This is a genomic window from Paenibacillus sp. FSL M7-1046, assembly GCF_038007405.1.
In the GTDB taxonomy this organism is placed as follows: domain Bacteria; phylum Bacillota; class Bacilli; order Paenibacillales; family Paenibacillaceae; genus Paenibacillus_AQ.
This window is the reverse complement of sequence record NZ_JBBOXB010000001.1, coordinates 6,778,633-6,801,785: the sequence shown is the minus strand read 5'-3', so window position 1 is coordinate 6,801,785 and position 23,153 is coordinate 6,778,633. Positions and strand designations below refer to the sequence as shown.

At 53.3% G+C, this 23,153-nt stretch carries 18 protein-coding genes and 1 pseudogene; 17 read left to right on the top strand and 2 right to left on the bottom strand.

The window, feature by feature from the left end; all coding sequences use genetic code 11:
* Nucleotides 1-44: 44 nt before the first annotated feature.
* Nucleotides 45-146, top strand: a pseudogene (locus NYE29_RS30420) (GNAT family N-acetyltransferase); the annotation flags it as partial.
* A 22-nt stretch (nt 147-168) separates the two neighbouring features.
* The gene (locus tag NYE29_RS30415; RefSeq protein ID WP_340898808.1) at nt 169-1,056 is read left to right on the top strand and encodes a PHP domain-containing protein; all 888 of its coding nucleotides are present in this window, start codon (nt 169-171) and stop codon (nt 1,054-1,056) included.
* Between the two features lie 192 nt (nt 1,057-1,248).
* Here the strand turns inward: NYE29_RS30415 and NYE29_RS30410 are convergent, their stop codons facing one another.
* The gene (locus NYE29_RS30410) at nt 1,249-3,162 is read right to left on the bottom strand and encodes an Rqc2 family fibronectin-binding protein (RefSeq protein WP_340898806.1); all 1,914 of its coding nucleotides are present in this window, start codon (nt 3,160-3,162) and stop codon (nt 1,249-1,251) included.
* A 192-nt stretch (nt 3,163-3,354) separates the two neighbouring features.
* Here NYE29_RS30410 and NYE29_RS30405 point away from each other — a divergent pair, with 192 nt between their 5' ends.
* From NYE29_RS30405 to NYE29_RS30385, 5 genes are all read left to right on the top strand, one after another.
* Nucleotides 3,355-6,171, top strand: a complete 2,817-nt coding sequence (locus tag NYE29_RS30405) for a calcium-translocating P-type ATPase, SERCA-type (protein ID WP_340898804.1) — start codon at nt 3,355-3,357, stop codon at nt 6,169-6,171.
* 84 nt (nt 6,172-6,255) lie between these two features.
* Nucleotides 6,256-7,092, top strand: coding sequence for a diaminopimelate epimerase (gene dapF, locus NYE29_RS30400; protein WP_076111289.1), 837 nt, complete (start codon nt 6,256-6,258; stop codon nt 7,090-7,092).
* 232 nt (nt 7,093-7,324) lie between these two features.
* Nucleotides 7,325-8,977: a spore germination protein gene (locus NYE29_RS30395; RefSeq protein ID WP_340898802.1), complete on the top strand. Its 1,653-nt coding sequence runs from the start codon at nt 7,325-7,327 to the stop codon at nt 8,975-8,977.
* The gene (locus NYE29_RS30390) at nt 8,967-10,178 is read left to right on the top strand and encodes a Ger(x)C family spore germination protein (protein WP_340898800.1); all 1,212 of its coding nucleotides are present in this window, start codon (nt 8,967-8,969) and stop codon (nt 10,176-10,178) included. Before NYE29_RS30395 ends, NYE29_RS30390 begins: the two co-directional genes overlap by 11 nt.
* A gap of 22 nt (nt 10,179-10,200) precedes the next feature.
* A complete protein-coding gene (locus NYE29_RS30385; RefSeq protein ID WP_340898798.1) occupies nt 10,201-11,301 on the top strand; it encodes a GerAB/ArcD/ProY family transporter in 1,101 nt (366 codons plus the stop codon).
* Here NYE29_RS30385 and NYE29_RS30380 read toward each other — a convergent pair.
* On the bottom strand, nt 11,274-11,531 hold the full coding sequence (locus NYE29_RS30380; RefSeq protein ID WP_340898794.1) for a hypothetical protein: 258 nt from the start codon (nt 11,529-11,531) through the stop codon (nt 11,274-11,276). The two genes, NYE29_RS30385 and NYE29_RS30380, sit on opposite strands and share 28 nt — an antisense overlap.
* A 384-nt stretch (nt 11,532-11,915) precedes the next feature.
* Between NYE29_RS30380 and NYE29_RS30375 the strand changes: the two genes are divergently transcribed.
* The 10 genes from NYE29_RS30375 (at nt 11,916) to rsmB (ending at nt 23,009) form a co-directional block, all read left to right on the top strand.
* Nucleotides 11,916-13,790 (top strand): bifunctional homocysteine S-methyltransferase/methylenetetrahydrofolate reductase, encoded by a 1,875-nt coding sequence (locus NYE29_RS30375; protein ID WP_340898793.1) that lies wholly within the window; start codon nt 11,916-11,918, stop codon nt 13,788-13,790.
* Nucleotides 13,791-13,828: 38 nt separating this feature from the next.
* Nucleotides 13,829-14,725, top strand: a complete 897-nt coding sequence (locus NYE29_RS30370; protein ID WP_340898792.1) for a YicC/YloC family endoribonuclease — start codon at nt 13,829-13,831, stop codon at nt 14,723-14,725.
* A gap of 51 nt (nt 14,726-14,776) precedes the next feature.
* On the top strand, nt 14,777-15,037 hold the full coding sequence (remA, locus tag NYE29_RS30365) for an extracellular matrix/biofilm regulator RemA (protein WP_006209218.1): 261 nt from the start codon (nt 14,777-14,779) through the stop codon (nt 15,035-15,037).
* A gap of 18 nt (nt 15,038-15,055) precedes the next feature.
* The gene (gene gmk / locus NYE29_RS30360; protein ID WP_076111296.1) at nt 15,056-15,625 is read left to right on the top strand and encodes a guanylate kinase; all 570 of its coding nucleotides are present in this window, start codon (nt 15,056-15,058) and stop codon (nt 15,623-15,625) included.
* 54 nt (nt 15,626-15,679) lie between these two features.
* Complete coding sequence (gene rpoZ / locus NYE29_RS30355) at nt 15,680-15,880, top strand: DNA-directed RNA polymerase subunit omega (RefSeq protein ID WP_038590559.1); 201 nt, start codon at nt 15,680-15,682, stop codon at nt 15,878-15,880.
* Between the two features lie 340 nt (nt 15,881-16,220).
* Nucleotides 16,221-17,456, top strand: coding sequence for a bifunctional phosphopantothenoylcysteine decarboxylase/phosphopantothenate--cysteine ligase CoaBC (gene coaBC, locus NYE29_RS30350; protein ID WP_076111297.1), 1,236 nt, complete (start codon nt 16,221-16,223; stop codon nt 17,454-17,456).
* Complete coding sequence (priA, locus tag NYE29_RS30345) at nt 17,456-19,987, top strand: primosomal protein N' (RefSeq protein WP_076111298.1); 2,532 nt, start codon at nt 17,456-17,458, stop codon at nt 19,985-19,987. Before coaBC ends, priA begins: the two co-directional genes overlap by 1 nt.
* Nucleotides 19,988-20,098: 111 nt before the next feature.
* Nucleotides 20,099-20,584, top strand: coding sequence for a peptide deformylase (gene def / locus NYE29_RS30340; RefSeq protein ID WP_076111299.1), 486 nt, complete (start codon nt 20,099-20,101; stop codon nt 20,582-20,584).
* Between the two features lie 5 nt (nt 20,585-20,589).
* Complete coding sequence (gene fmt, locus NYE29_RS30335) at nt 20,590-21,528, top strand: methionyl-tRNA formyltransferase (RefSeq protein WP_076111300.1); 939 nt, start codon at nt 20,590-20,592, stop codon at nt 21,526-21,528.
* Nucleotides 21,525-23,009 carry a 16S rRNA (cytosine(967)-C(5))-methyltransferase RsmB gene (gene rsmB, locus NYE29_RS30330; RefSeq protein ID WP_076111301.1) on the top strand — a complete coding sequence of 495 codons (1,485 nt, stop codon included), beginning with the start codon at nt 21,525-21,527 and terminating at the stop codon, nt 23,007-23,009. The genes fmt and rsmB overlap by 4 nt, the downstream gene beginning before the upstream one ends.
* Nucleotides 23,010-23,153 lie beyond the last annotated feature (144 nt).

Genomic DNA, 23,153 nt, shown 5'->3' with positions numbered 1-23,153 from the left:
GAGAGAAGGTTGTCTTGCGGGACCTGAGGGAAGAGGATATCCGCAAAGCCCACGTCCGTAAAGCGCGGATTGTGCGGGGCGAATATTATGATGCCATAAAGATGGGGATTCTTCGTGAAGAATGGGAGTCAACAGGTACATTATAAACTTGGGACAAGGAGTGGCATGATGGAGAACGATGTGGAAGCCAGCAACATAATAGATGGTGCTAAACCAGGAGTACATGGCCGATGTGATTTACATACCCATACACAGGCTTCGGACGGGATGCAGCCACCGGCGGAAAATGTGCGGATTGCCCGTCATAAAGGGCTGGCCGCAGTAGCAATTACCGACCATGATACGGTAAGCGGCGTTGCCGAAGCGCTGGAGGCGGGCCTGAAGTACGGGATTACTGTTGTACCCGGCGTAGAAATCAGCACCCGTGCAGAAGGTAAGGAGATTCATGTGCTTGGATATTATATCGATACTCAGCAGGAACTGTTTCTCTCGCGGCTTGCAGAGCAAAGAGATACCCGTGCCAAGCGCAATGCGTCTATTATCGGCAAGCTGCGCGGACTTGGCATCAATATTACGCTGGACAATGTTGTTGCAGGGATCGGCCGTGAGTTGAAGCCTGATGAAAGTATCGGGCGGCCCCATATCGCTGATGAACTCGTACGGCTGGGCGCGGCAGCGGATATGCGTGAGGCCTTCGATAAATATTTGGCAACTGGTGCAGCGGCTTATGTTTCTCCCCCGCGGATAACACCTGAGCTGGCCTGTGAGTGGATTATTGAAGCCGGAGGCACTCCAGTGCTGGCTCACCCCGGCATCTACGGCGATGATGAGCTGGTGCGCGGCATTCTGACCCGAAGCTCTCTGCGGGGCATTGAGGTCTATCATTCCGACCACACTCCTGCCGATGAGGAGCGTTATCTGGAGATGGCCGAAGAATTCGGCCTGGTTGTTACCGGCGGCTCGGATTTTCACGGTGCGCGGCAGGGTGTAATCTTCCATGGTGATCTGGGAAGCGTTACGGTTTCTGCCGATGTGCTGGAGCGGCTGAAGGGATAGAGAGTTAAGTATGCCTGCTTAATCCAATTAACCACAGGGGTCAATACAATAGCTGAAAGTAATAGTTATGAACATTGACGATTTTAAACACCAGAATAGATAAAGAACCTCCAAGCCCCAGACGATGTTTCGTCAGGCTTGGAGGTTCTTTGGTCTGTCCGGATATTTGAAATAACGAAGAAGGGCCCGGAGCTAGCTTCTCAAAGCATTCGGCAGACTTTTGATCCGCGCCTCATCCGGTGTAACAAACAGTGTCTTCTGGTGATCGTAAATGACGAAGCCGGGCTTTGCACCGCTTGGCTTGCGGACATGGCGGATCAGGGTGCAGTCCACTGGCACGCTGCTTGACTGCTTGGCCTGACTGAAGTAGGCGGCAAGCTGAGCCGCTTCCTCTAGGGTGGCATCGCCGAATTCCTCGCTGCGGATCACGACATGCGAGCCGGGGATATCTTTCGTGTGCAGCCAAGTGTCATTGGCAGAAGCCAGCCGGTTTGTGACGTATTCATTCTGCAGGTTGTTTTTGCCGACATAGATGTCCACGCCCTCGGAGGAGGTAAACACCTGTAAGGTAGGACGGGTGGTTTTCTTCTTCTTTTTGCCCTTTTTGCTGCGGTCGCGCATGTAACCCTGGCTGACAAGCTCATCGCGGATTTCCTCGATATCATTGAGGGAGGCGTGGGCCAGCTGCTGCAGCAGTGTTTCCATATAAGCAATTTCCTCATGGGTTTTGATCAGCTGCTCACCGATGACCCGCAGGCTGTTCTTGTATTTGTTGTATTTCTTGAAGTAACGCTGCGCGTTGTCCGAAGGCGTCAGCAGCGGATCAAGCGGAATGGTCGTCTCCGCCTGGTTCTCATCGTAATAGTTCACCAGCCGTGCTTCCTTGTCGCCCTTGGACACGGCATACAGTGACGCAAACAGCAGCTCGCCCCAAATCCGGTAACGGTCGGCATCTTCCGCTTCTTCCAGGTCTTTCTGGAGATTGGCGAGCTTTTTAATGTTTTTGCTCCGCTCATTGCCCAGGAAGCGAATCAGATCGCTGACGCGCTGCTTCACGGTATCCCGCTCCGCTTTATCCCCGTAATAGTCTTCCATACAAACGCTGATCGAGCTGTAATGCTTCAAGCTTTCATCCGGCAATGCCAGCGGAATTGCCGAGAAAACGGGTTTGCCTTTGGCATTCGTCCCTATAACCGGTGAAAACCGGAATTCCCGCACCGGAGCCAGCACCTGATTAAAGGCCTCCCACAACAGGAGCGGATTCCCGCTGCTGTCGTCTGAACCAACATCCTGCTGATCGCGTCCGGCCTCCGCGGCTTCGGAACCGCCGGCGCTGCGCTGCCGCACAATTTCTCCGGCAATCAGCGGACTCATGCCGCTGAAGGCATGCACCATCCATCCGATTGGATCGGCTGTTGGCGATGGACCGCCTGAACCATCTGCTTTGGGCTCTTCCAGAGACCGCAGGAGGTCCGCAATCTCGCCCTCAATAATTTCCTCTGGCTCTTCCTCCTCCCGGGTGCCTGCCAACAGTGCTGCTTCTTCTGCCGAGGAGAACAATGTAACAAAATCCTCTTTGCCGATCTCCAGCGGATTCAGCTTGTGCTGCTGCGGCGGCTCTAGGTAGGCGATGCCGGGCATGACATTCCGGTAGCTGCTGATCGATGGGGTAACGTGATGAATACCGTCGATGATCGTGCCCGTGGAGAGATCGGTCAGAATGATATTGCTGTGCCGTCCCATGAGCTCAATAATAATTTTTTTGGCCGAAACGTCTCCCAGCTCATCCCGTGTCTTGATGTTTATATGAATGATGCGTTCCATGCCGACCTGGGTGATGCTCTCAATCGTGCCGCCTTCGCAGTGCTTGCGCATCAGCATGCAGAACATCGGTGCTTCCGCAGGATTAACCGTGTTCCGGTCTGTCAGATGCAGTCGCGGGTAGGTCGGATTGGCCGACAGCAGCAGCTTGCCTCCGCCGCCTGAGCCGCGCAGGATGAAGATGAGGTCGTGAGCGTTTGGTTGATATATTTTGCCGACGCGTGCACCGATGAAAGGCCCAAGCTCATGCACGATCGCTCTTGTAACGATGCCGTCTAATGCCATGATAATGTTCTCCTGTCGCATAATAATAAATTTCTCTTCTCTATGATGCCATACTTTAACACATTCGCGCAAAAGGAGAAGCTCTGAAGCTGTGATATTTTGGGACGACCATGAATAGACTTTGTCATGAACAGGTGGAAAAGCTGTGCGCCGCCGGAAGTCAAGAAACGACCGGGAGGGGAAAGAATAGTCATGGAACAAAAAAGTTGGCACCGGCTCGGTGCGGAGGAACTGCAGAGGATGCTGAACATTCATCCTGGAGTAGGCCTAAGCGGAGAGGAGGCGGAGGAGAGACGCAAAGAGAGCGGGTATAACGAGCTTTCGGAGGGGAAGACAATTTCTCCGATCACCTTGCTGCTGAATCAGTTTAAGGATTTTATGGTGCTTGTGCTGATGGGAGCGACGCTGGTATCCGGACTTTTAGGTGAATATCTGGATGCAATTACGATCATCGCCATTATTTTACTCAACGGAGTTCTGGGTTTTGTCCAGGAATTCCGTGCCGAGCGTTCACTGCGCGCACTCAAGCAGCTCTCGGCACCTTCTGCCAAAGTGCTGCGGGGCGGAAAGCAGGAAGTTATACCGGCAAAAATGCTGGTGCCCGGCGACATCGTTCTGCTGGAAAGCGGCGACCGGATTCCAGCTGACATCCGCTGGCTGGAGTGCAGCGCACTTTATGCCGAGGAATCTGCACTGACCGGCGAATCGCTGCCCGTCTCTAAGCACGCGGAACCGATTCATGCCGAGGAGATTCCCTTGGGGGACCAGAAAAATATCGGCTTCATGGGGACGATGGTAACACGGGGCACAGGTAGGGCGGTTGTAGTCCGTACAGGGATGGATACCGAGATGGGCAAAATTGCCGATCTGATCCAAAACACTGAATCGCAGGAAACGCCGCTGCAGCACCGCCTAGAGCAGCTTGGGAAGATCCTGATCTACGTTTCGCTCGGTCTGACCATTGTCGTCGTCGTTGCTGGCATTCTGCACGGTCAGCCCGCTACAGCGATGTTCCTGGCAGGCGTCAGTCTTGCAGTTGCAGCCATTCCGGAAGGTCTGCCGGCGATTGTCACTATCGCGCTCGCACTTGGCGTGCAGCGGATGATCAAACGCAAAGCGATCGTACGCAAGCTCCCTTCGGTGGAGACTCTCGGATGTGCTTCCGTAATCTGCTCAGACAAGACCGGCACCCTGACCCAGAACAAGATGACGGTAACGCGGCTGTGGACCGGAGGACGCAGTCTGGACGTGACGGGCGAAGGTTATGCTCCCAGCGGACAAGTGATGGAGAAGGGGCGAGCCGTTGATCTCAAGCATGATCAAAGCCTGCGGCGCATGCTTCAGGTCGGGGCTTTATGCAGCAATGCCGAAATTGTTGAGTCTCTGTCCAGTGACAGCCGGGGGAAACGCAAGGGAAAGGATAAGGGGGAAACGGACAAGGCGGCAGACACCCAGTCGGTATGGGAGCTCAAGGGCGATCCTACCGAAGGCGCATTAGTTGCTTTATCCGCGAAGATGGGGCTTACTGCCCAGTCGCTTGCTGTAACGTATGCCAGAGAGAAGGAGTTTCCTTTCGATTCTGAGCGCAAGCTGATGTCTGTGATCGTGGGGCATCCCGGCGGACGCATGATCTGCACCAAGGGAGCGCCGGATGTGCTGCTGAGCAACTGCGCCTATATGCTGTGGGAAGGGGGGGTTGTCCCTTGTACGCCGACTTTGCGCCAGAAGGTGCTGGAAGCGAACGAGGAGATGGCTTCCGGAGCGTTGCGTGTATTAGGGATGGCTTACCGTGAGCTGCGATCAGGCGAAGCAGCGGACAGTGAAAAAGAAGCGGAATCCCAGCTGATATTTGTCGGACTGGCCGGAATGATCGATCCTCCGCGCCGTGAAGTGCGCGACGCGATCAGCATTACCCGGCGGGCAGGAATCAAGACGGTGATGATTACCGGTGACCACGGAACTACCGCCGAAGCCATTGCCCATCAGCTAGGTATTCTGCAGCGGGGTGGAACCGTTCTGACCGGCTCCCAGCTAACGCGGATGACTGATGATGAGCTGGATAAGGTGTCAGACTCTGTATATGTATACGCCCGCGTCTCCCCTGAGCATAAGCTGCGGATCGTCAAATCTCTGCAGCGGCGGGGCCATGTTGTGGCTATGACCGGAGATGGTGTGAATGACGCTCCGGCAATTAAAGCGGCGGACATCGGGATTTCCATGGGCATCACCGGCACCGATGTCACTAAAGAAGCATCAGCGCTTATTCTCGGAGATGATAATTTCTCAACGATCGTGGCAGCTATAGAAGAAGGGCGGAATATTTACGAGAATATCCGCAAATTTATCCGTTACCTGCTGGCTTCCAATGTCGGAGAGATCCTGACCATGTTCTTCGCTATGATGCTGGGGCTGCCGCTGCCGCTGGTGCCAATCCAGATTCTCTGGGTCAATCTGGTCACCGACGGACTGCCTGCGATGGCGCTGGGCGTGGATCAGCCGGAGAAGGATTTGATGGAGCACAAGCCGCGCGGAGCGAAGGAGAATATTTTTGCCCGCCGCCTGGGCTGGAAAATCATCAGCCGGGGCCTGCTGATCGGTCTGTGCACCCTGGGCGCCTTCTGGTTGACGCTGCGTATTGATCCAGGCAGCCCGCAGCAGCTCATCCGCGCACAGTCGGTTGCTTTTGCTACACTGGTTATGGCTCAGCTTATTCATGTATTTGACTGCCGCAGTTCCCGTTCGGTGTTCCACCGCAATCCTTTCCAGAATAAATATCTGGTGCTGGCCGTCTTGTCATCTATTTTGCTAATGCTGGCTGTTATGTATCTGCCGCCGCTGCAGCCGGTATTTAAGACCGTACCGCTCAGCTTCCGCGAATGGTGTCTGGTGCTGGTCACCGCCGGTATCCCTACCTTCCTGATGGGAGCGGGCAGCGTGTGGGGCGGTAAGAAGAACCGCAGCCGCAGCGGAAGCCGGACGATGATAAAAAGTACAAAAATTTCAGCATAAAGTCAATAGCTTAAGACCACTCCTTAAGGTATGCTTGTTCAGAAGATGTGAATGCTAACAAAACTTTTAGGAGTGGGATTTTCAATGGAATTTACAAAAATGCACGGACTTGGAAATGATTTTATTATCGTATTCGGTGAGCAGGAGCTGCCGGGCAATGCTTCCGAGCTTGCAGTTACCTTGTGCAACCGGTTCTTCGGCATCGGAGCCGACGGTCTTGTCTACATTCTTCCGTCGGAGCGCGGAGACTATATGATGCGCATTATGAATTCGGATGGCTCAGAAGCGGAGCAATGCGGAAATGCAATCCGCTGCGTCTCCAAATATGTATATGAGCAGGGTCTCGTCAGCTCGGAGCAGATTGTGATTGAAACCATCGGTGCCGGTGAACAAAAGGTATCCCTGCAGGTGAAGAACGGCGTGGTGGAGAAGGTTACGGTCGATATGGGAGAACCTGTATTGTCGGGCCTGCAGATTCCGGTGGCAATAGATGCCGAGCCTGTGCTGGACCAGCCCATCGAGGCGGACGGAACGGAATTCAAGTTCACGGCCGTATCCATGGGCAATCCGCACTGTGTAATCTATGTGGAGGATGCCGTGTCGTTTGATCTTGCGACCTGGGGGCCAAAGCTTGAGGTGCACCCGCTTTTCCCGAGAAAAGTGAACGTAGAATTCGCGACAGTGCTAAACCGCAGCCATGTCGATATGCGTGTCTGGGAACGCGGCGCCGGACCGACACTGGCCTGCGGCACCGGAGCCTGCGCAACGCTGGTCTCCTCGGTACTGAATGGCCATACAGACCGCTCGGCCACGATCAGCCTGAAGGGCGGCGATCTGTTTATTGAGTGGAATGAGCATGACAACCATGTCTATATGACCGGACCTGCCCAGGTTGTATATACCGGCTCGGTAGAAGTTTAATCCTGCAGGGATTTCGTTATCGAAACTGAATAAGGTGTGCAATACAAAAGGATGACCTCAAGCAGCCCGCTTGCAGGTCATCTTTTTTTGCAAATATAAGCATTTATATGCTTCACCCTATAAATCATCCTTCTATTTCCGTTTCCACTTGTTGTTCCAGAATGGCATCATATCCGAATAATGGCAGAGTTAACCGTGAATAATAAGAACCAGTACGAGAGGGGGGAGCGTGGTGAACTCGAAGCGATATCTTACAAGAAACGGGGCAAAGGATGCCCGCGAGCAGCGTTTAAGCAGCGGCGGTCCAAAACTGTCAGAAAATCTTGGACAGAGCATAGAGAACATACAAACTGAGCTTGGTAACAGCCCTGATCTCAAGGTCCGCCAGATCGAAATTGGCGGAGTCCACCCTGTGCAAGCCGCGGCTGTTCATCTGAGCGGGCTCGCAGATACCGTCGCAGTCAATGAATTTGTGGTGGGGTCACTGCTCGATAATACCGCAGGGCTTACGGATGGCATGGACGAAGCTGACAGAGGGGTGGACTTGCCATCACGGATACTAAGCTCTGCTCTGGAAATAGGTGAAGCGGACTTCAAAGAGGAATGGAACGATATCATGCTGGCACTGCTTTCCGGAGATACGGCGATTCTGGTGGAAGGTTACACTTCAGCTATTGTGTGTGAGACCAGAGGCGGCGAACAGCGCTCTGTCACTGAGCCGTCTTCGCAGCTCGTTGTCCGCGGGCCCAAAGATGGCTTCGTAGAGTCCGTGGGAACTAATATCGCGCTGATCCGCCGGAGAATCAAGTCTCCCAAGCTGCGGCTGGAGTATATGAAAATCGGCTCGGAAACCCAAACCCATGTGGCCATCATGTATATGAAGGAAATCGCCGGTGAGGATTTGGTGCAGGAGGTCAGAGACCGCCTGCAAAAAGTCGCCATTGACGAAGTGCTGGAATCCGGATTCCTGGAGGAGCTGATTCAGGACAAGACCTTTACGCCCTTTCCGACAATATACAATTCTGAACGGCCCGATGTGGCAGCAGGTAATCTGCTGGAAGGCAGAGTTGTAGTGATCGTGGACGGTACACCCTTTGTGCTGATTCTGCCGGCGGTGTTTACTCAATTTTTTCAGTCGGCGGAGGATTATTCCCAACGGTTCGATATTGCGATACTGATGCGGATCGTCCGTTACATGAGCTTTGTCGTTCTGCTTCTCGGCCCTTCTATCTATATCGCTTTGACCACTTATCATTATGAGATGATCCCGACAACCCTGCTGATCAATCTGCTGGCCCAGCGGGAAAATGTACCTTTTCCGGCTTTTGTAGAGGCCATGCTGATGGAGAGTGCATTTGAAATCTTACGTGAAGCGGGTGTGCGGATGCCGCGTGTTATCGGACAGACGGTCTCGGTCGTCGGTGCGCTGATTCTTGGCTCGGCAGTTGTGGAAGCTGGCATTATTACCCCGATTATGGTTATTGTCATTGCATTAACAGGGATTGCGAGCTTCGCCATTCCTGCTTATAACATGGCGATTGCCGGACGGATTATCCGCTTCGGCTTTCTGCTGCTGGCCGCCATGTTCGGCTTCTATGGCATCACCCTTGGTTTAATTGTACTCGTAGCACATATGAACAGTCTGCGTTCCTTCGGCATTCCCTATTTGTCGCCGTTTGTTCCGCTCTCTATAAAAGGGCAGAAAGATACGATACTGCGGTTGCCCTTGTGGCTGATGAGACCAAGCAAATCCCCGCAGCAGATGCGAGCGGAACTGCCGGACTACATGAGGGTCACGACAGGTCATGATTCTGAACTCGCACCTCTGATTCTTAAGGAAAACGATGCTATGCCGGTCGATGAAGGAGGGCGAAATGAAGATTAAGCCTTCCTGTCTGATCTTATTGTCCATTCTGCAGATTGTGCTGCCGCTTGTTCTTACCGGCTGCTGGGACAGTGTCGAGCTGAACAGGAGGGCCATCGTCTCCGGCGTGGCCATTGACAGAGGTCCCTCGGAGAAAGAGAAGTATCGGCTGTCCTTTCAGGTGATTGTCTCGGAGGAAATCTCCGGAGAGAATACCCGGAGTACTTCACCGGTGTCTTTGTATACAGGCAGCGGCCGCACGATGTTCGAGGCACTGGCCAACGCTTCGCGGCAAACTGCGAGATTTCTGTCGCTTGCCCATGTCCGGGTGCTTGTCATCTCGGAGGAGTTTGCCCGTGAGGGAATTAAGGACATGCTGGATGTGCTGGAACGGGAGAGCGATACACGGCTCACCAGCCTGATGTTCATTTCCAGAGGCCAGCCGGCGAGCGACCTAATGTCAACGATGACTGTGTTCAGCAAAATCCCCGCCAATGATCTGGTGGAAAAGCTGGATACCACCTCGAAGCAGTTCGGTTACAACTTCAGGGTGGAGGTGGATGATGTCGTCAGGGGGATTCAGACCGTAGGAGGAGGTCCGATTATTAACGGGGTGTTTACCACAGGGGACAGGAATTCCGCAGACACCAACGATAACATGAAGACGATTGCTCCGAGCGCTATTCTGAGAGTGTCTGGTATGGCGGCGTTTAGGGATGATAAGTTGAAGGGTTGGCTGGATGGCAACGCTGCGCTCGGTACCGTACTTTTGCATAACAAAATTAAAGAGGTGCCTGTAATAGTAAAGAGCCCGGCGGGCGGCTATATTTCCTTCAATGTATACAAATCCCAGGTTCATCTGGAGGTCCAGGCGAAGGATCCGGAGCATCCTGTAATTACTATTAAAATAACCCAGCAGGCCGCGCTTAAGGAATCGGCTAACGTGCTTAATCTTACCTCTCCCCAGGTATTGGAAGAGCTTTCGGGCCGGCTGACCGATGAGACGAGAAAACAGATTGAGGCAGCGGTATCGGCAGCCAGGGAGCTAAAGAGTGATTATCTCGGCTTCGGAGAGGCGGTAGAACGGAGGAATCCGCGCGGCTGGAAAAAGGTCAGAGATCACTGGGAGGATGTATTTGCGCATTGTGAGGTCAGAATCGAGGGGGATGCTGTGATCAGGCATACGGATATGAGGAGCAATTCTTTTCAGGTCAATAAGTGATGCGAAATAAAGGGGGGGCATGATGGGAACCATCAAAATTGGTCTAACCCAGTTTTTCAGCTTGACCTTGCTGTTTGAACTTGGGACGGCACTTGTCGTTAATTTGGGAATGGAGTCGGGGAGGGATGCCTGGCTCTCAATACTGGTCGGCTGTCTGGCAGGAATTGTCGTGTTTGCGGGCTACACTTATTTGTACCGGAAACACCCGGAGCTGCCTTTTACAGCCTATACCCGGAAACTGCTGGGCAAAACGCTGGGAGTACCGGTTGCGGTGCTGTACATCATTTTATATCTCAACCTGGCAGCACGGGATTTGCGTGACGGCAGCACGATGCTGGCCATGGCGACCATGCATAATACCCCGATGTTTATTCTCAGCAGTCTGATGATTTTATCAGGAGCCTATGTCTTGCATAAAGGGATAGAGGTGCTGACCAGAACTTCGCTTGTTTTTGCCACTATCGTTATGATCATCGGTGTGTTCAGTACAATTATGCTGGTATTGTCAGGCTCAATTAACCTGCACCGCCTGCTTCCCATGCTGGAGGACGGGATCAAACCGGTACTGGTCTCAGTCGCACATCAGAACTTTATGTTTCCTTTTGGCGAAATGATCAGTTTTACAATGCTGATGCCCTACTTGTCCAATGTAAAAAAAGGCCCATGGATTATTGCCGCAGCCATGCTGGTATCCGCGCTGCTGCTGAGCTTTACCATGGCTCTTAATATATCGGTGCTGGGTGCAGATATCGTTCAGCGCTCGCCGCTACCGCTGATGCCGACAATCAGCAAAATTTCCATTTCTGATTTTATTCAGCGGGTAGATATTTTTGTGGTTATGGTGCTGATTATCGGCGTGTTTTTCAAAATGTCCGTGTTTTTTGCCGCCGCCTTGATTGGAATATCCGAGCTGTTCGGCATCCCTTACCGGAGAATGATCTATCCGTGCGCGCTGATTATCCTGTTTACCTCCATCCTGGACGCCCGCAGCTTTATCGAACATCTGGATGAAGGCGGAAGGCTGCTGTATATGGTATATCCTCTGTTTATAGTGGTTATCCCAGCCATCCTGATTATAATCACGGCGTTGAAGAGCTATTTCTCGGCCCCCCGCCCGGGCTGACTGCCGCGAACCCAATAGATTAGGTCTGGAACCAGCAGACACAGCAGCATGATTGCCGCAGCCAGCTTCTCTGAGGCGGAATAGAGCAGGTAGTTCAGGATATATCTGATGTTACCCATCCCATAGCCGAACAGCCAGTCGCCAAAATATAAGTAAAGCAAGGAAAGTGTGGATAACAACAGGATTACAGCGTATTTGCGCAGCAGCAGCCTTCTTGTTTTTTTTTTCAAGGTACTTCCTCCTTAATATAAGAATAAAGCTATATAGATTGAACATAAAACCTAGAGATAAGGGAAAGGAGCAACGGAGGGGAATTTTGGAACTGGAGGAGCGGTAGTGTCCGCCTTTGTCTTCGGATTTCTACCGCTAATAGCGGTATTGATCAAGAAATCTGAAGACAACAGCGGCCGGAAGTCCAAATATTCACCGTAGTTGCGAATGATCCTGTACTCTAAAACCATAAGTTCAATCTATATAGTATGAATCATTTCTTTCCTTGCCATGCAAAGGCAGTGATGGAGCTGTTAGGCTTTTGGGCTTTGAATGCTTATCATCCAACCCGATTTATGTTACATTAGTATGAAACTAATGACAGTATAGGGGAGGTTCTTGCGGTGAAGCCGGATTTGCGCTCTGCGTGGAATACGAATGTTTTGGTCGGGGACGGAGCCATGGGAACCTTTTTATATCAAAAAGGGTTTCCTGTCGGCATCTCCTACGAGGAATTGAATCTGACCTCTCCGGGGGTCATTGAAGACGTGCATCGCAGCTATATTGAAGCTGGAGCCGTGCTGCTGGAGAGCAATACGTTCTCTGCCAATTATGACAGGCTGTCCAAATACGGATTGGAATCAAAGGTTGGGGAAATCAACCGTGCAGGTGTGCGGATTGCCCGGCAAGCTGCCGGTGAAGCAGGATATGTAGTCGGTGCGGTAGGTTCCATTCGTGCCGGCAAACGGGCAAATCTTTCTTCGTCGGAGCTGAAGCGTTATTTCACGGAGCAGATCACCGCACTGCTGGAAGAGCAGCCGGACGGCATCATGCTGGAAACCTTCTACGATGTGGAAGAGCTGCATTTGGCACTGCGGACAGTGCGGAAGCTCAGCGGGCTTCCGGTCATTTGCCAGCTTGCTGTAGATGAAACGGCGCGAACGCTGGATGGATTGACATTGCCGGAAGCCTTCCGCATTTTGGAACAGGACGGAGCGGATGTGATCGGCTTCAATTGCCGGACCGGTCCCAACGGCATCAAGCGTGCATTGAAGACGCTTCAGGGCAGTCTGACACTGCCAGCGTCGGTATATCCCAATGCCGGAGTGGCGGATTATGTGGACGGGCAGTACCGCTATGGCGCCACACCGGATTATTTCGGCCAAATGGCTCCTGTGTTTGCCGGGCTGGGCAGCCGGATCATCGGCGGCTGCTGCGGGACTACTCCGCAGCATATTGCTGAAATCTCGGCTGCACTGCGTGATTATGCCCCACAGCCGCTGCCAGAACCGACTCAGAAGAAGAGCCCGGAACGGATTGTGGTGCAGGAACATCTCGGCGAGGATGAAGGCCGCAGCGGCGGCGAACCGACACTTGTCGATCTGGTCAAGGAGCGCCACACCGTTATTGTAGAGCTTGACCCTCCCCGTGATCTGGACATCGCCAAGTTTATGAGAGGTGCAGATGCGCTGCGCAGAGCAGGTGCAGATGCGCTGACCCTTGCGGATAATTCACTCGCCGTAACTCGGATGAGCAACATGGCTCTCGGGCATCTGGTTCAGGCCCGCACAGGACTCCGGCCACTGGTGCACGTGGCCTGCCGTGACCGGAATCTGATCGGGACCCAGTCGCATCTCATGGGTTTTGATGCGCTTGGCATCGACCATGTGCTGGCGGTGACCGGAGATCCGGCCCGTTTCGGGGATCTGCCGGGATCCAGCTCGATCTATGATCTTACTTCCTTTGAGATCATCCGGATGATTAAGCAATTGAACGACGGGATCGCTTTCTCCGGCAAGCCGCTGAAGCAGAAGGCGAAATTTGTGATCGGAGCCGCATTTAATCCCAATGTCAAACATTTGGACAAGGCGGTGGAGCGGCTGGAGAAGAAGATCGCTTCCGGCGCGGATTATATTATGACCCAGCCGGTGTATGATCCAGAGCTGATCGCCCGCATCGCCAAAGCGACCGAGCATCTGGATATTCCGATATTCCTCGGGATCATGCCACTGGCAAGCGGCCGCAATGCAGAATACCTGCATAACGAGGTTCCCGGTATTCAGCTCTCCGCAGAGGTGCGCAGCCGGATGCAGGGTCTTGAAGGAGAGGTTGGCCGGGCTGAAGGCGTGGCCATCGCCAAAGAGCTGCTGGACGCGGCGACAGAGCATTTTAACGGCATCTATCTGATGACGCCATTCATGTTCTACGAGATGAGCGTCCAGCTGCTGGAGTACATTTGGGAGAAACAAGGGCGCAAATTGTCCCCCTTGTTTCGCTAGTAATAATCAATTACAATAGTGTAATGGATGTGATTCCGTTGTCATTTAGCATGACCGGATACGGTCAATCATCCCTGCAATTCGGCGGTTACAAGATTACGTTCGAAGTCAAATCGGTGAATAACCGTTACTGCGAAGTTGTGCTGCGGATGCCCCGGGATTGGACGGGTTATGAGGATATGCTGCGAAGAAAAGTTCTGCATCATATCAAACGGGGACGGGTAGATGTCGTCATTAATAGAGAAATCACTGAAGAGACAGCCTCCGTTCAGATGCTGAGCCGCCCGGCGGTCAAGTCCTATCTGAAAGCCGCGGAAGCGCTGAAGGACGAGTTCGGATTTACGGGCGAGTTGACTTTACGTGATATACTTTCTATGCCCGGTGTAATGGAGCTCAAGGAGGAGGCAGCCGCCAAAGGATTTGCATCCTTTGAAGAGTACTCCGGGATGCTTGAACTGGGGCTGGAGCAAAGCCTTCATTCCCTGCTGGAAATGCGCGCCCGGGAAGGCGGTTATCTTGCCGCTGATCTAACGCGCCGGCTAGGGCATCTGGAGGAGCTGCACGCTGAAATGGCCGCACTTGCTCCTGCAGTAGTAGTTGAATACCGTGATAAGCTGCGGTTGCGGCTGAACGCGCTGAATGACGGGACTTTCCCTTTTGAGGAGCATAAATTCGGAATGGAAATTGCTACCTTTGCCGACCGCTGTAACATTGATGAGGAGCTTACCCGGCTGTACAGTCACTTTGAACAATGCAGAGCTTTGCTGAAGGGAAGCGAGCCGGCAGGACGCAAACTGGACTTTCTCATTCAGGAGATGAACAGGGAGACGAATACAATCGGGTCGAAATGCAACCATCTGACTCTAGTGAACCTCACGCTTGATATGAAAGCTGAGCTGGAGAAGATACGCGAGCAAGCAGCGAACTTAGAATAACAGGTAGTTCAATCAAGCAAAGATGTAACTTATGGGGGGAACAACCGGAACATGGCAATCAAATTAATCAACATCGGCTTTGGAAATATCGTATCGGCCAACCGCATTATTTCCATTGTCAGCCCGGAATCTGCACCAATTAAACGCATTATCCAGGAGGCCAGAGACCGGCATATGCTGATCGATGCGACCTACGGCCGCCGGACGCGGGCCGTCATTATTACAGACAGCGATCATGTCATTCTGTCGGCCGTTCAGCCGGAGACTGTGGCGCACCGCTTATCCAGCAAAGATGACGATAACGACGAATAACAACAAATGGAGTGTACTATGTCAAAAGGATTGCTGATCATATTGTCCGGCCCTTCCGGCGTTGGTAAAGGTACCGTCTGTACCGCGCTGCGGCCGAAGATGCCCGAGCTTGTCTATTCCGTTTCCGCCACCACACGCAGTCCGCGTGAGGGTGAGGAGAACGGCGTCAATTATTTTTTCAAGAGCAGAGAGCAGTTCACGGCAATGATAGAAGCGGACCAGCTGCTGGAGTATGCGGAGTACGTAGGCAATTATTACGGTACTCCGCGTGATTTTGTGGAGAGAACACTCGAGAGCGGAAGAGATATTATTCTGGAGATCGAGGTTCAGGGAGCTCTCAAAGTCAAAGACAAATTCCCGGAAGGCATCTTTGTGTTCCTTCTTCCTCCATCCATGGACGAATTGAAGGACCGCATCCGCGGACGCGGTACGGAGCATCCTGATGTGATTAACCACCGCATGTCCGTAGCAGAAGATGAGATTGGTCTGATCCGGCATTATGACTATGCCGTAGTGAATGATGAGATTGATCTGGCCTGTAAGCGAATAGAAAGCATTATTATCGCCGAACATTGTAAGGTAAGATGATATGCACAGCAAGATTGATCATATTTAACAGTAAAAGATGAAGAGGTGTCTTACGTGCTATATCCATCTATTGATGAAATGATGACCAAAGTCGACAGCAAGTATTCGCTGGTTGTTGCAGCTGCCCGCCGGGCAAGAGCTCTCCGTGAAGGCGGCAAGACTGATATCAAGTCGCCGAGATCCCACAAGTTTGTTGGCGTTGCCCTGGAAGAAATTTATGAAGACCGCATCATTGTAACACGCGGCGAAGAATAGTCCGGATAGCTTGCCATGCCTACTGTAGAAACGGACACCGCCTTTGTATAAGGCGGCGCTACCGTTTCTTCTTAGGTTAAGGGGCTGGCAGCGCATGAACCTAGTGACCCATAGCCCGTACCGGGCTGTTCCTGACAACCGGAAGGTTGTTATTTTTTTAAAGAGATAAGACTCGAGGATTTACGCTATATTATCCTTATATTATTGCAGAAACGGATGCCGTCTCGAGATAGGCCGATGCAGCCGTTTCTTCTTGCCCGAAATATTAGAATTTCAAGTTTTCTTCATTTTATATCCGAACTATAGAGCTTTGGCGCAGGAAAGGAACAGGGGGGAGATCATGTTGAACAACATCAAGGGTAAAACGATTATTCTTGGCATTACAGGGGGAATTGCTGCATACAAGGCAGCGGATTTGACCAGCAAGCTTACACAAAGGGGAGCCGAAGTCCATGTCATTATGACGGCCTCGGCTAAACAGTTCATTACTGATCTGACACTGCAGTCACTCTCGAAGCAGCGGGTATACAGCGATACCTTCCAGGAACGCGACCCGTCATCGATATCGCATATTGACCTTGCCGATGCCGCCGACCTTGTCCTGATCGCACCGGCTACGGCCAATATCATCGCCAAAATGGCGCATGGCCTTGCCGATGATATGTTGTCCACCACACTGCTGGCCGCGACCGCTCCGATTATGGTTGCACCGGCAATGAACGTCCATATGTACCAGCATCCGGCGGTAATCAGCAATATGAATACTCTTGCCGGGCGTGGTGTGCAGTTTATTGAACCGGGTGAAGGGCTGCTGGCCTGCGGTTATGTAGGCAAAGGCAGGCTTGAGGAGCCGGCGACGATTGTGAGCTGTGTGGATGCGTTCTTCGCTCTTCAGAACAGCGCTGCATCCGGTCCGCTGGCTGGTAAAAAAGTTATTGTGACGGCTGGAGGTACGGTGGAGCGGATTGATCCGGTGCGTTATATCTCCAATGACTCCTCAGGCAAAATGGGCTTTGCCCTGGCCCGTGCTGCGCGGGCTATGGGTGCGGAGGTAACCTTGATTGCTGCGCGTACGGATGAGAAGCCCCCGCAGGACCCGGACATCAAAGTGGTACGGGTAGAGTCGGCCCAGGAGATGTATGAGGCGGTTGCCGGCCGGTGGAAGGCATGCGATATTCTGATCAAGGCCGCTGCTGTAGCAGATTACCGTCCTAAGCAGAGTGCCCCATCCAAGATCAAAAAAAGCGGAGAAACAATGACGCTTGAACTGGTTAAGACAACCGACATCCTGGAGAGTCTGGGGAAAATGAAGGACAAGCAGTTCCTGATCGGATTTGCCGCCGAGACAGGAAACGCCGAAGCCTTCGCGAAGGACAAGCTGGTCCGCAAAAATTTGGACCTTATTGTGGCTAACGATGTGGCTGCGGAAGGGGCCGGATTTGGCACGGATACCAATATTGTCTCTATTTATGGGGCCGAAGGCCTTGTGCTGGATCTTCCCCTGGTAAGTAAAGATGAAGTGGCGCGCCGCTTGCTGGGACTCGCAGCAGAGCGTATCGCTGGAGCTGCTTTATAATGGATATAGCCAAGGTCATTGTCGATGTTCCCGTGCGCAGCACTGACCGGCCATTTGATTATTTGATTCCCGCTGACCTGAAACTGTGGATTGAAGTGGGCAGCAGAGTGGCTGTTCCTTTTGGTCACCGGACTGTACAGGGTTTTGTAGTCTCACTGGAATCGGGAGAGACCGGCTCGGGCCCTACCCTTAAGCCCATCCAGGAAGTGCTTGATCTGCTCCCGCCTTTGTCGCCAGAGCTTGTAGAACTTGGGGACTGGATGAGTCAAAGATATGCCTGCAGACGGATCTCCGCTTTGCAGGCTATGCTTCCGACTGCCCTTAAGGGCAAAGCCGAGCGTCTGATCTCCCTCGGAGAAGCGGCAGAGGAAGCAGGGAGCCCTGAGGATGAACTGTTTCCGCTGTTTCTGGATACGGACCAGGAGGAGCAGCAGATCACCGATTTTGTCAGACGTGCCGGGGAGGTCTCCATGAAACAATTGACCCGGACGTTTCCAGATGCGGCGGAGACAGTGAAGTTCATGCTGCGGCGGGGAGTGCTGTCCGAGAGCCAGTCGATTAAGGATAAAATGGGCAAAAAGAAGCTGAAGGCCGTAGATTTGGCGATAGGCGTTGCCGCAGCCCGCGAATCACTGGGCAGCTTCCCGGCACGTTCAGCACGGCAGAAGGAAGTGCTGTCCTTCCTGATCGACATGGAGCCGATGCTACCCATGCCGATGAAGGATCTTTTGTCGGTGCTGCAGGTTACAGCCGGTACCGTGAAGTCGCTGGAAGACAAGGGCTTCATTGAGATCAGCGAAATTGAAGTGTACCGTGATCCCTACCGGGGACGCGATTTCAAACCGAGCACTCCGCTGCCACTGACAGACGAACAGGAATCCGTATATAAACGGATTGTCCGGACGGTGGATGAGCAGCGGCATGAAGTGTTTTTGCTGCACGGGGTAACCGGGAGCGGAAAGACGGAAATTTACCTGCAGTGCATCCAGCGGGTAGTGGATCAGGGCAGGCAGGCGGTGGTGCTGGTTCCCGAGATCGCGCTCACTCCGCAGATGGTTGAGCGGTTTAAGGGCCGGTTCGGAAGCGGAGTGGCGGTGATGCACAGCCGCTTGTCTGTCGGAGAACGATACGACGAATGGCGCAAAATCCGTGAGGGCAAAGCGGCAGTTGCCGTCGGAGCACGTTCAGCGGTATTCGCGCCATTCGCCAATCTTGGACTGATTATTATGGACGAGGAGCATGAAGGCTCCTATAAGCAGGAGGAGAATCCGAAGTATCATGCCCGCGATGTGGCTGTCCGCAGGGCAGAGCAGGGAGGGGCTGCAGTAATTCTTGGCTCAGCCACTCCTTCTTTGGAGAGCTATCATGCTTCCCGGGCACAAAGCGATATTCACTTCTCTCCAGTTCTGCTAGAGATGCCGAGCCGTGCGCTTGGCAATGAACTGCCGAAGGTGCATGTGGTAGACATGCGCGATGAACTCAAGGAAGGCAACCGCTCCATGTTCAGCCGCAGGCTGCACGCTGCGCTTGAGAGCAGGCTGGAACGCGGGGAGCAGACAGTGCTGCTGCTGAACCGCAGAGGGTTTTCCACCTTCGTGATGTGCCGGAGCTGCGGTTATGTCGCGGGCTGTCCGGAATGCGACATCTCACTGACCTATCATGCCCGCAGCGACAATTTGCGCTGCCATTACTGTGGCCATGCGGAACCTTCGCCGAAGGTATGCCCTGAATGCGGAAGTGAGCATATCCGCTTCTTCGGGACAGGCACACAGCGGGTGGAAGAAGAATTAGGCAAACTTTTTCCCGGCATCCGCGTAATCCGGATGGATGTGGATACAACGACGGAAAAGGGCTCGCATGAGAAGCTGCTGAACCAGTTTAGGGACAAAAAGGCGGATGTGCTGCTCGGAACGCAGATGGTGGCGAAGGGGCTGGATTTCCCCGATGTTACACTTGTCGGAGTTATTACGGCGGATTCCGCGCTCAACTTGCCCGATTTCCGCGCGGCGGAGAAGACGTTTCAACTGCTTACCCAGGTGGCTGGGCGGGCGGGGCGGCATCAGCTACCCGGTGAAGTTGTGGTCCAGTCCTATACCCCCGAGCATTATTCGATTATCCATGCCAGCGGCCATGATTACAGCTCCTTTGTCCGTGAAGAGTTGAAGCACCGCAAAGAATTGCATTATCCTCCCTATTGCCGGCTGATTCTCGTGACCCTGTCACATGAACAGCTGCCGCTGCTGCTGCGTCTGGCCGAGAATTATGCGCTGAACCTTCAGGGCAAAGCGAGACAGCTCCGCTGGTACGGCAGCTTGGATAAGCTGTCCACGGACGCGCTTGATCTGTTGGGACCGGTGGCTTCACCGTTGCCCCGCCTGAAGGGCAGATACAGATTCCAGTGCATCATTAAATGGCGGGGAGCCATAGATGCGATTGGGCTGGCCAAGCAGGTGGCTGAAGAGCTGGAGGATTCGGTCCGTGACACAGGACTGCAGGTCAGCATCGACGTTGATCCGCAGATGTTGATGTAACCGGAAGACATGTTACAATGGGTAAGGAAATATTGCCTCTAGGCATGATTTGGTTTATTAATTCGTTTTACTAACTATAGAAATGTTCAGAACAAGGAAGGTGTTTTGGTAATGGCAATCAGGCTGATCGTGAAAGAACCGGATGAAGTGCTGCACAAGACAGCGAAAACAGTAACGAAAGTAACACCCAATGTCCAGAAGCTGCTGGACGATATGGCGGACACGATGTATGACGCTGAAGGCGTTGGCCTGGCGGCACCGCAGGTGGGTATCCTGAAACGGCTGATCGTAGTGGATGCCGATGAGGAGCATGGTTTGATCAAATTGATCAACCCGGAAATACTCAGTATGGAAGGCGAACAATTTGGACCTGAGGGATGTTTGAGTATTCCCGGGCTAAATGGCGATGTGCGCCGCGCGGAGACTGTTACGGTGCGTGGCCTTGACCGTGAAGGCAAGGAAGTGACGATTACGGGAAGCGGTCTGCTGGCCCGTGCTTTTCAGCATGAAATCGATCATCTCAACGGAGTAGTGTTCACGGATATTGCCGAGAAGGTATATGAATATACAGCTGAACGCAGTGAAGCCGAGGAGTGAATGAAATGAAAATAGTGTTCATGGGAACGCCGGCTTTTGCGGTGCCCTCCCTGCAGATGCTGGTGGAGGAAGGTTACGAAGTTGTGGCCGTTGTCACCCAGCCTGACCGGCCGCAAGGCCGCAAGAAGACACTTGTACCAACTCCGGTGAAGGAGGCGGCGCTGTCTCTGGGGCTGCCAGTCCTGCAGCCAGAACGGCTGCGCCGGCCGGAAGCCGTAGCGGAGCTGGCTGCCTATAAGCCGGATTTGATTGTTACTGCGGCATACGGTCAAATTCTGCCCAAATCGGTGCTGGAGCTGCCCGTGAATGGCTGTGTCAATGTTCATGGCTCGCTGCTGCCGAAATACCGCGGTGGAGCGCCGATTCAGCGCTGTATTATCAACGGTGAGCAGGTCACCGGAGTCACGCTGATGTACATGGCGGAAGGGCTGGATACCGGGGATATGATATCGCGGGTTGAGGTTCCCATCGGAGATGAAGATACTTCAGGGGTATTGTTTGAGAAGCTGAGTCTTGCCGGACGGGATCTGCTGAAGGCAGAAATGCCGCGATTGGCTACCGGTCGCCTTCAGGCTACGCGCCAAGACGACAGTGAAGCCACCTATGCGCCGAATCTCAGCCGGGAAGACGAGCGGATTGACTGGAATGCCGGATCGCGCGAAATTTATAACCGCATTCGGGGACTGGTCCCGTTCTCCGGGGCGTTTACGCTCTGGAACGGTGAAACGTTCAAGGTGTGGGCGGCAGCAAAGCCTGACGGGAACAGCACGGGTGGAACGTCTGCGCCAGGCACGGTATTAGCTGTTAACGAGCGGGGCGTTGAGGTGAAGACCGGCGACGGAGTTGTGCTGTTGACCTCAGTGCAGCCTGCTGGCAAAAAAGCGATGAGCGCTGGCGACTTTAGCCGTGGCGCGGCCATGAAGCCCGGGACGGTGCTCGGTTGAGCGCGGGCGGCCACAATGGCGCAGGACGAAGTGGACAGGCCCCCTCTTCAAGAGGGGGGAATACGGGGACTGGCGCAAAAGGGGCAACTGCCAAACCAAACCGCAAGGGCGCTGCTGGCGGCAAATCGTCGGCAGATTCTGCCCGTGAGGTAGCTCTCGATGTTCTCGTCCGGGTCGAACAGCAGGGAGCTTACAGTAACCTGCTGCTCAACAGCAGCCTGCAGAAATCAGGGCTTAGCCGGGAAGATACAGGACTTGTCACAGAGCTTGTATACGGCAGCATCTCTAGGATGTTAACGCTGGATTATGTACTGGGAGATTTCGTGACCAAGGGAATCGCCAAGCTGCAGCCTTGGGTGCGTAATCTGCTGCGCCTGAGTCTGTATCAAATCATGTATCTCGACCGGATTCCATCACATGCAGCCGTAAATGAGGCTGTGAATATAGCCAAGAAGCGTGGGCACCAAGGGATTTCGGGAATGGTAAACGGGGTTCTCCGCAGCGTGCTGAGGGCCGGTGATCTGCCTGTACTAAAAGAAGGACTCAGCGGGGAGGAGCGGATTTCCATTCTCCATTCGCATCCGCTCTGGATGGTGCGGCGCTGGGCGGCTGAATATGGTATGGAAACGGCTGAAGCCATGTGTGCGGCCAATAATGAACCCCCTTCGGTCAGCGTGCGTGTGAACACAACGATGATCAGCAGGGACAATCTGCTGGCACAGATGCAGCAAGCGGGAATGGAAGCCTCTGTGTCAAGAGTAAGCCCGTACGGGATTGTTGTAAAAGGTGGAGGTAATCTGGCATTAACCTCCTGGTACAGTGATGGATACATCTCGATCCAGGATGAGAGCTCTATGCTGGTGGCTGAAGCTGTTGATCCTAAGCCGGGAATGAACGTGCTTGATTGCTGCGCTGCCCCGGGCGGCAAAAGCGCGCATATGGCTGAGCTGATGAAAGACGAAGGCAGCATCTATGCCAATGATCTGCATGAACATAAGGCAAAGCTGATTGCAGATCAGGCGCTGCGGCTGGGCCTGGAGTCCATAACAACAGGCAGCCGCGATGCACTTGAGCTTGAGGATACGCTTGAGCCGGAATCCTTTGACCGCATCCTGCTGGATGCCCCGTGCTCCGGCCTTGGCGTAATCCGCCGCAAGCCGGACCTGAAGTGGCGCAAGCAGCCGGAGGATGTCGCCAGTGTTGCCGTCCTGCAGGGCGAGCTGCTGCAATCGGTTGCCAGACTGCTGAAACCCGGCGGCGTGCTGGTTTACAGCACCTGCACGACAGAGCAGGCGGAGAACAGCGGCATTGTCGCTGATTTTCTAAAGAATAATCCCGGGTTTGCACCTGTGACTTTCAGCTCCCCTGTATGGGAGCGTCTTGAAGAAACTGCAGTTGCCGCAGGAGAGGGCATACAGCTCCTGCCGCAGCATTTTGGAAGCGATGGGTTCTATATTGCCCGGCTGGAACGACTCTCGTAAAATAGTAAATCGGCAAGGGATTTACAGTTGTCCCGCCCGCAGGGTATTGTGCGTGGCGGGCTTTCTTTTACCGTCTCTGAAATTTGTGTTAAAATAGGAAGAATGAGAAATAATACGCATATCCTAAGCGTATAATCAATACAT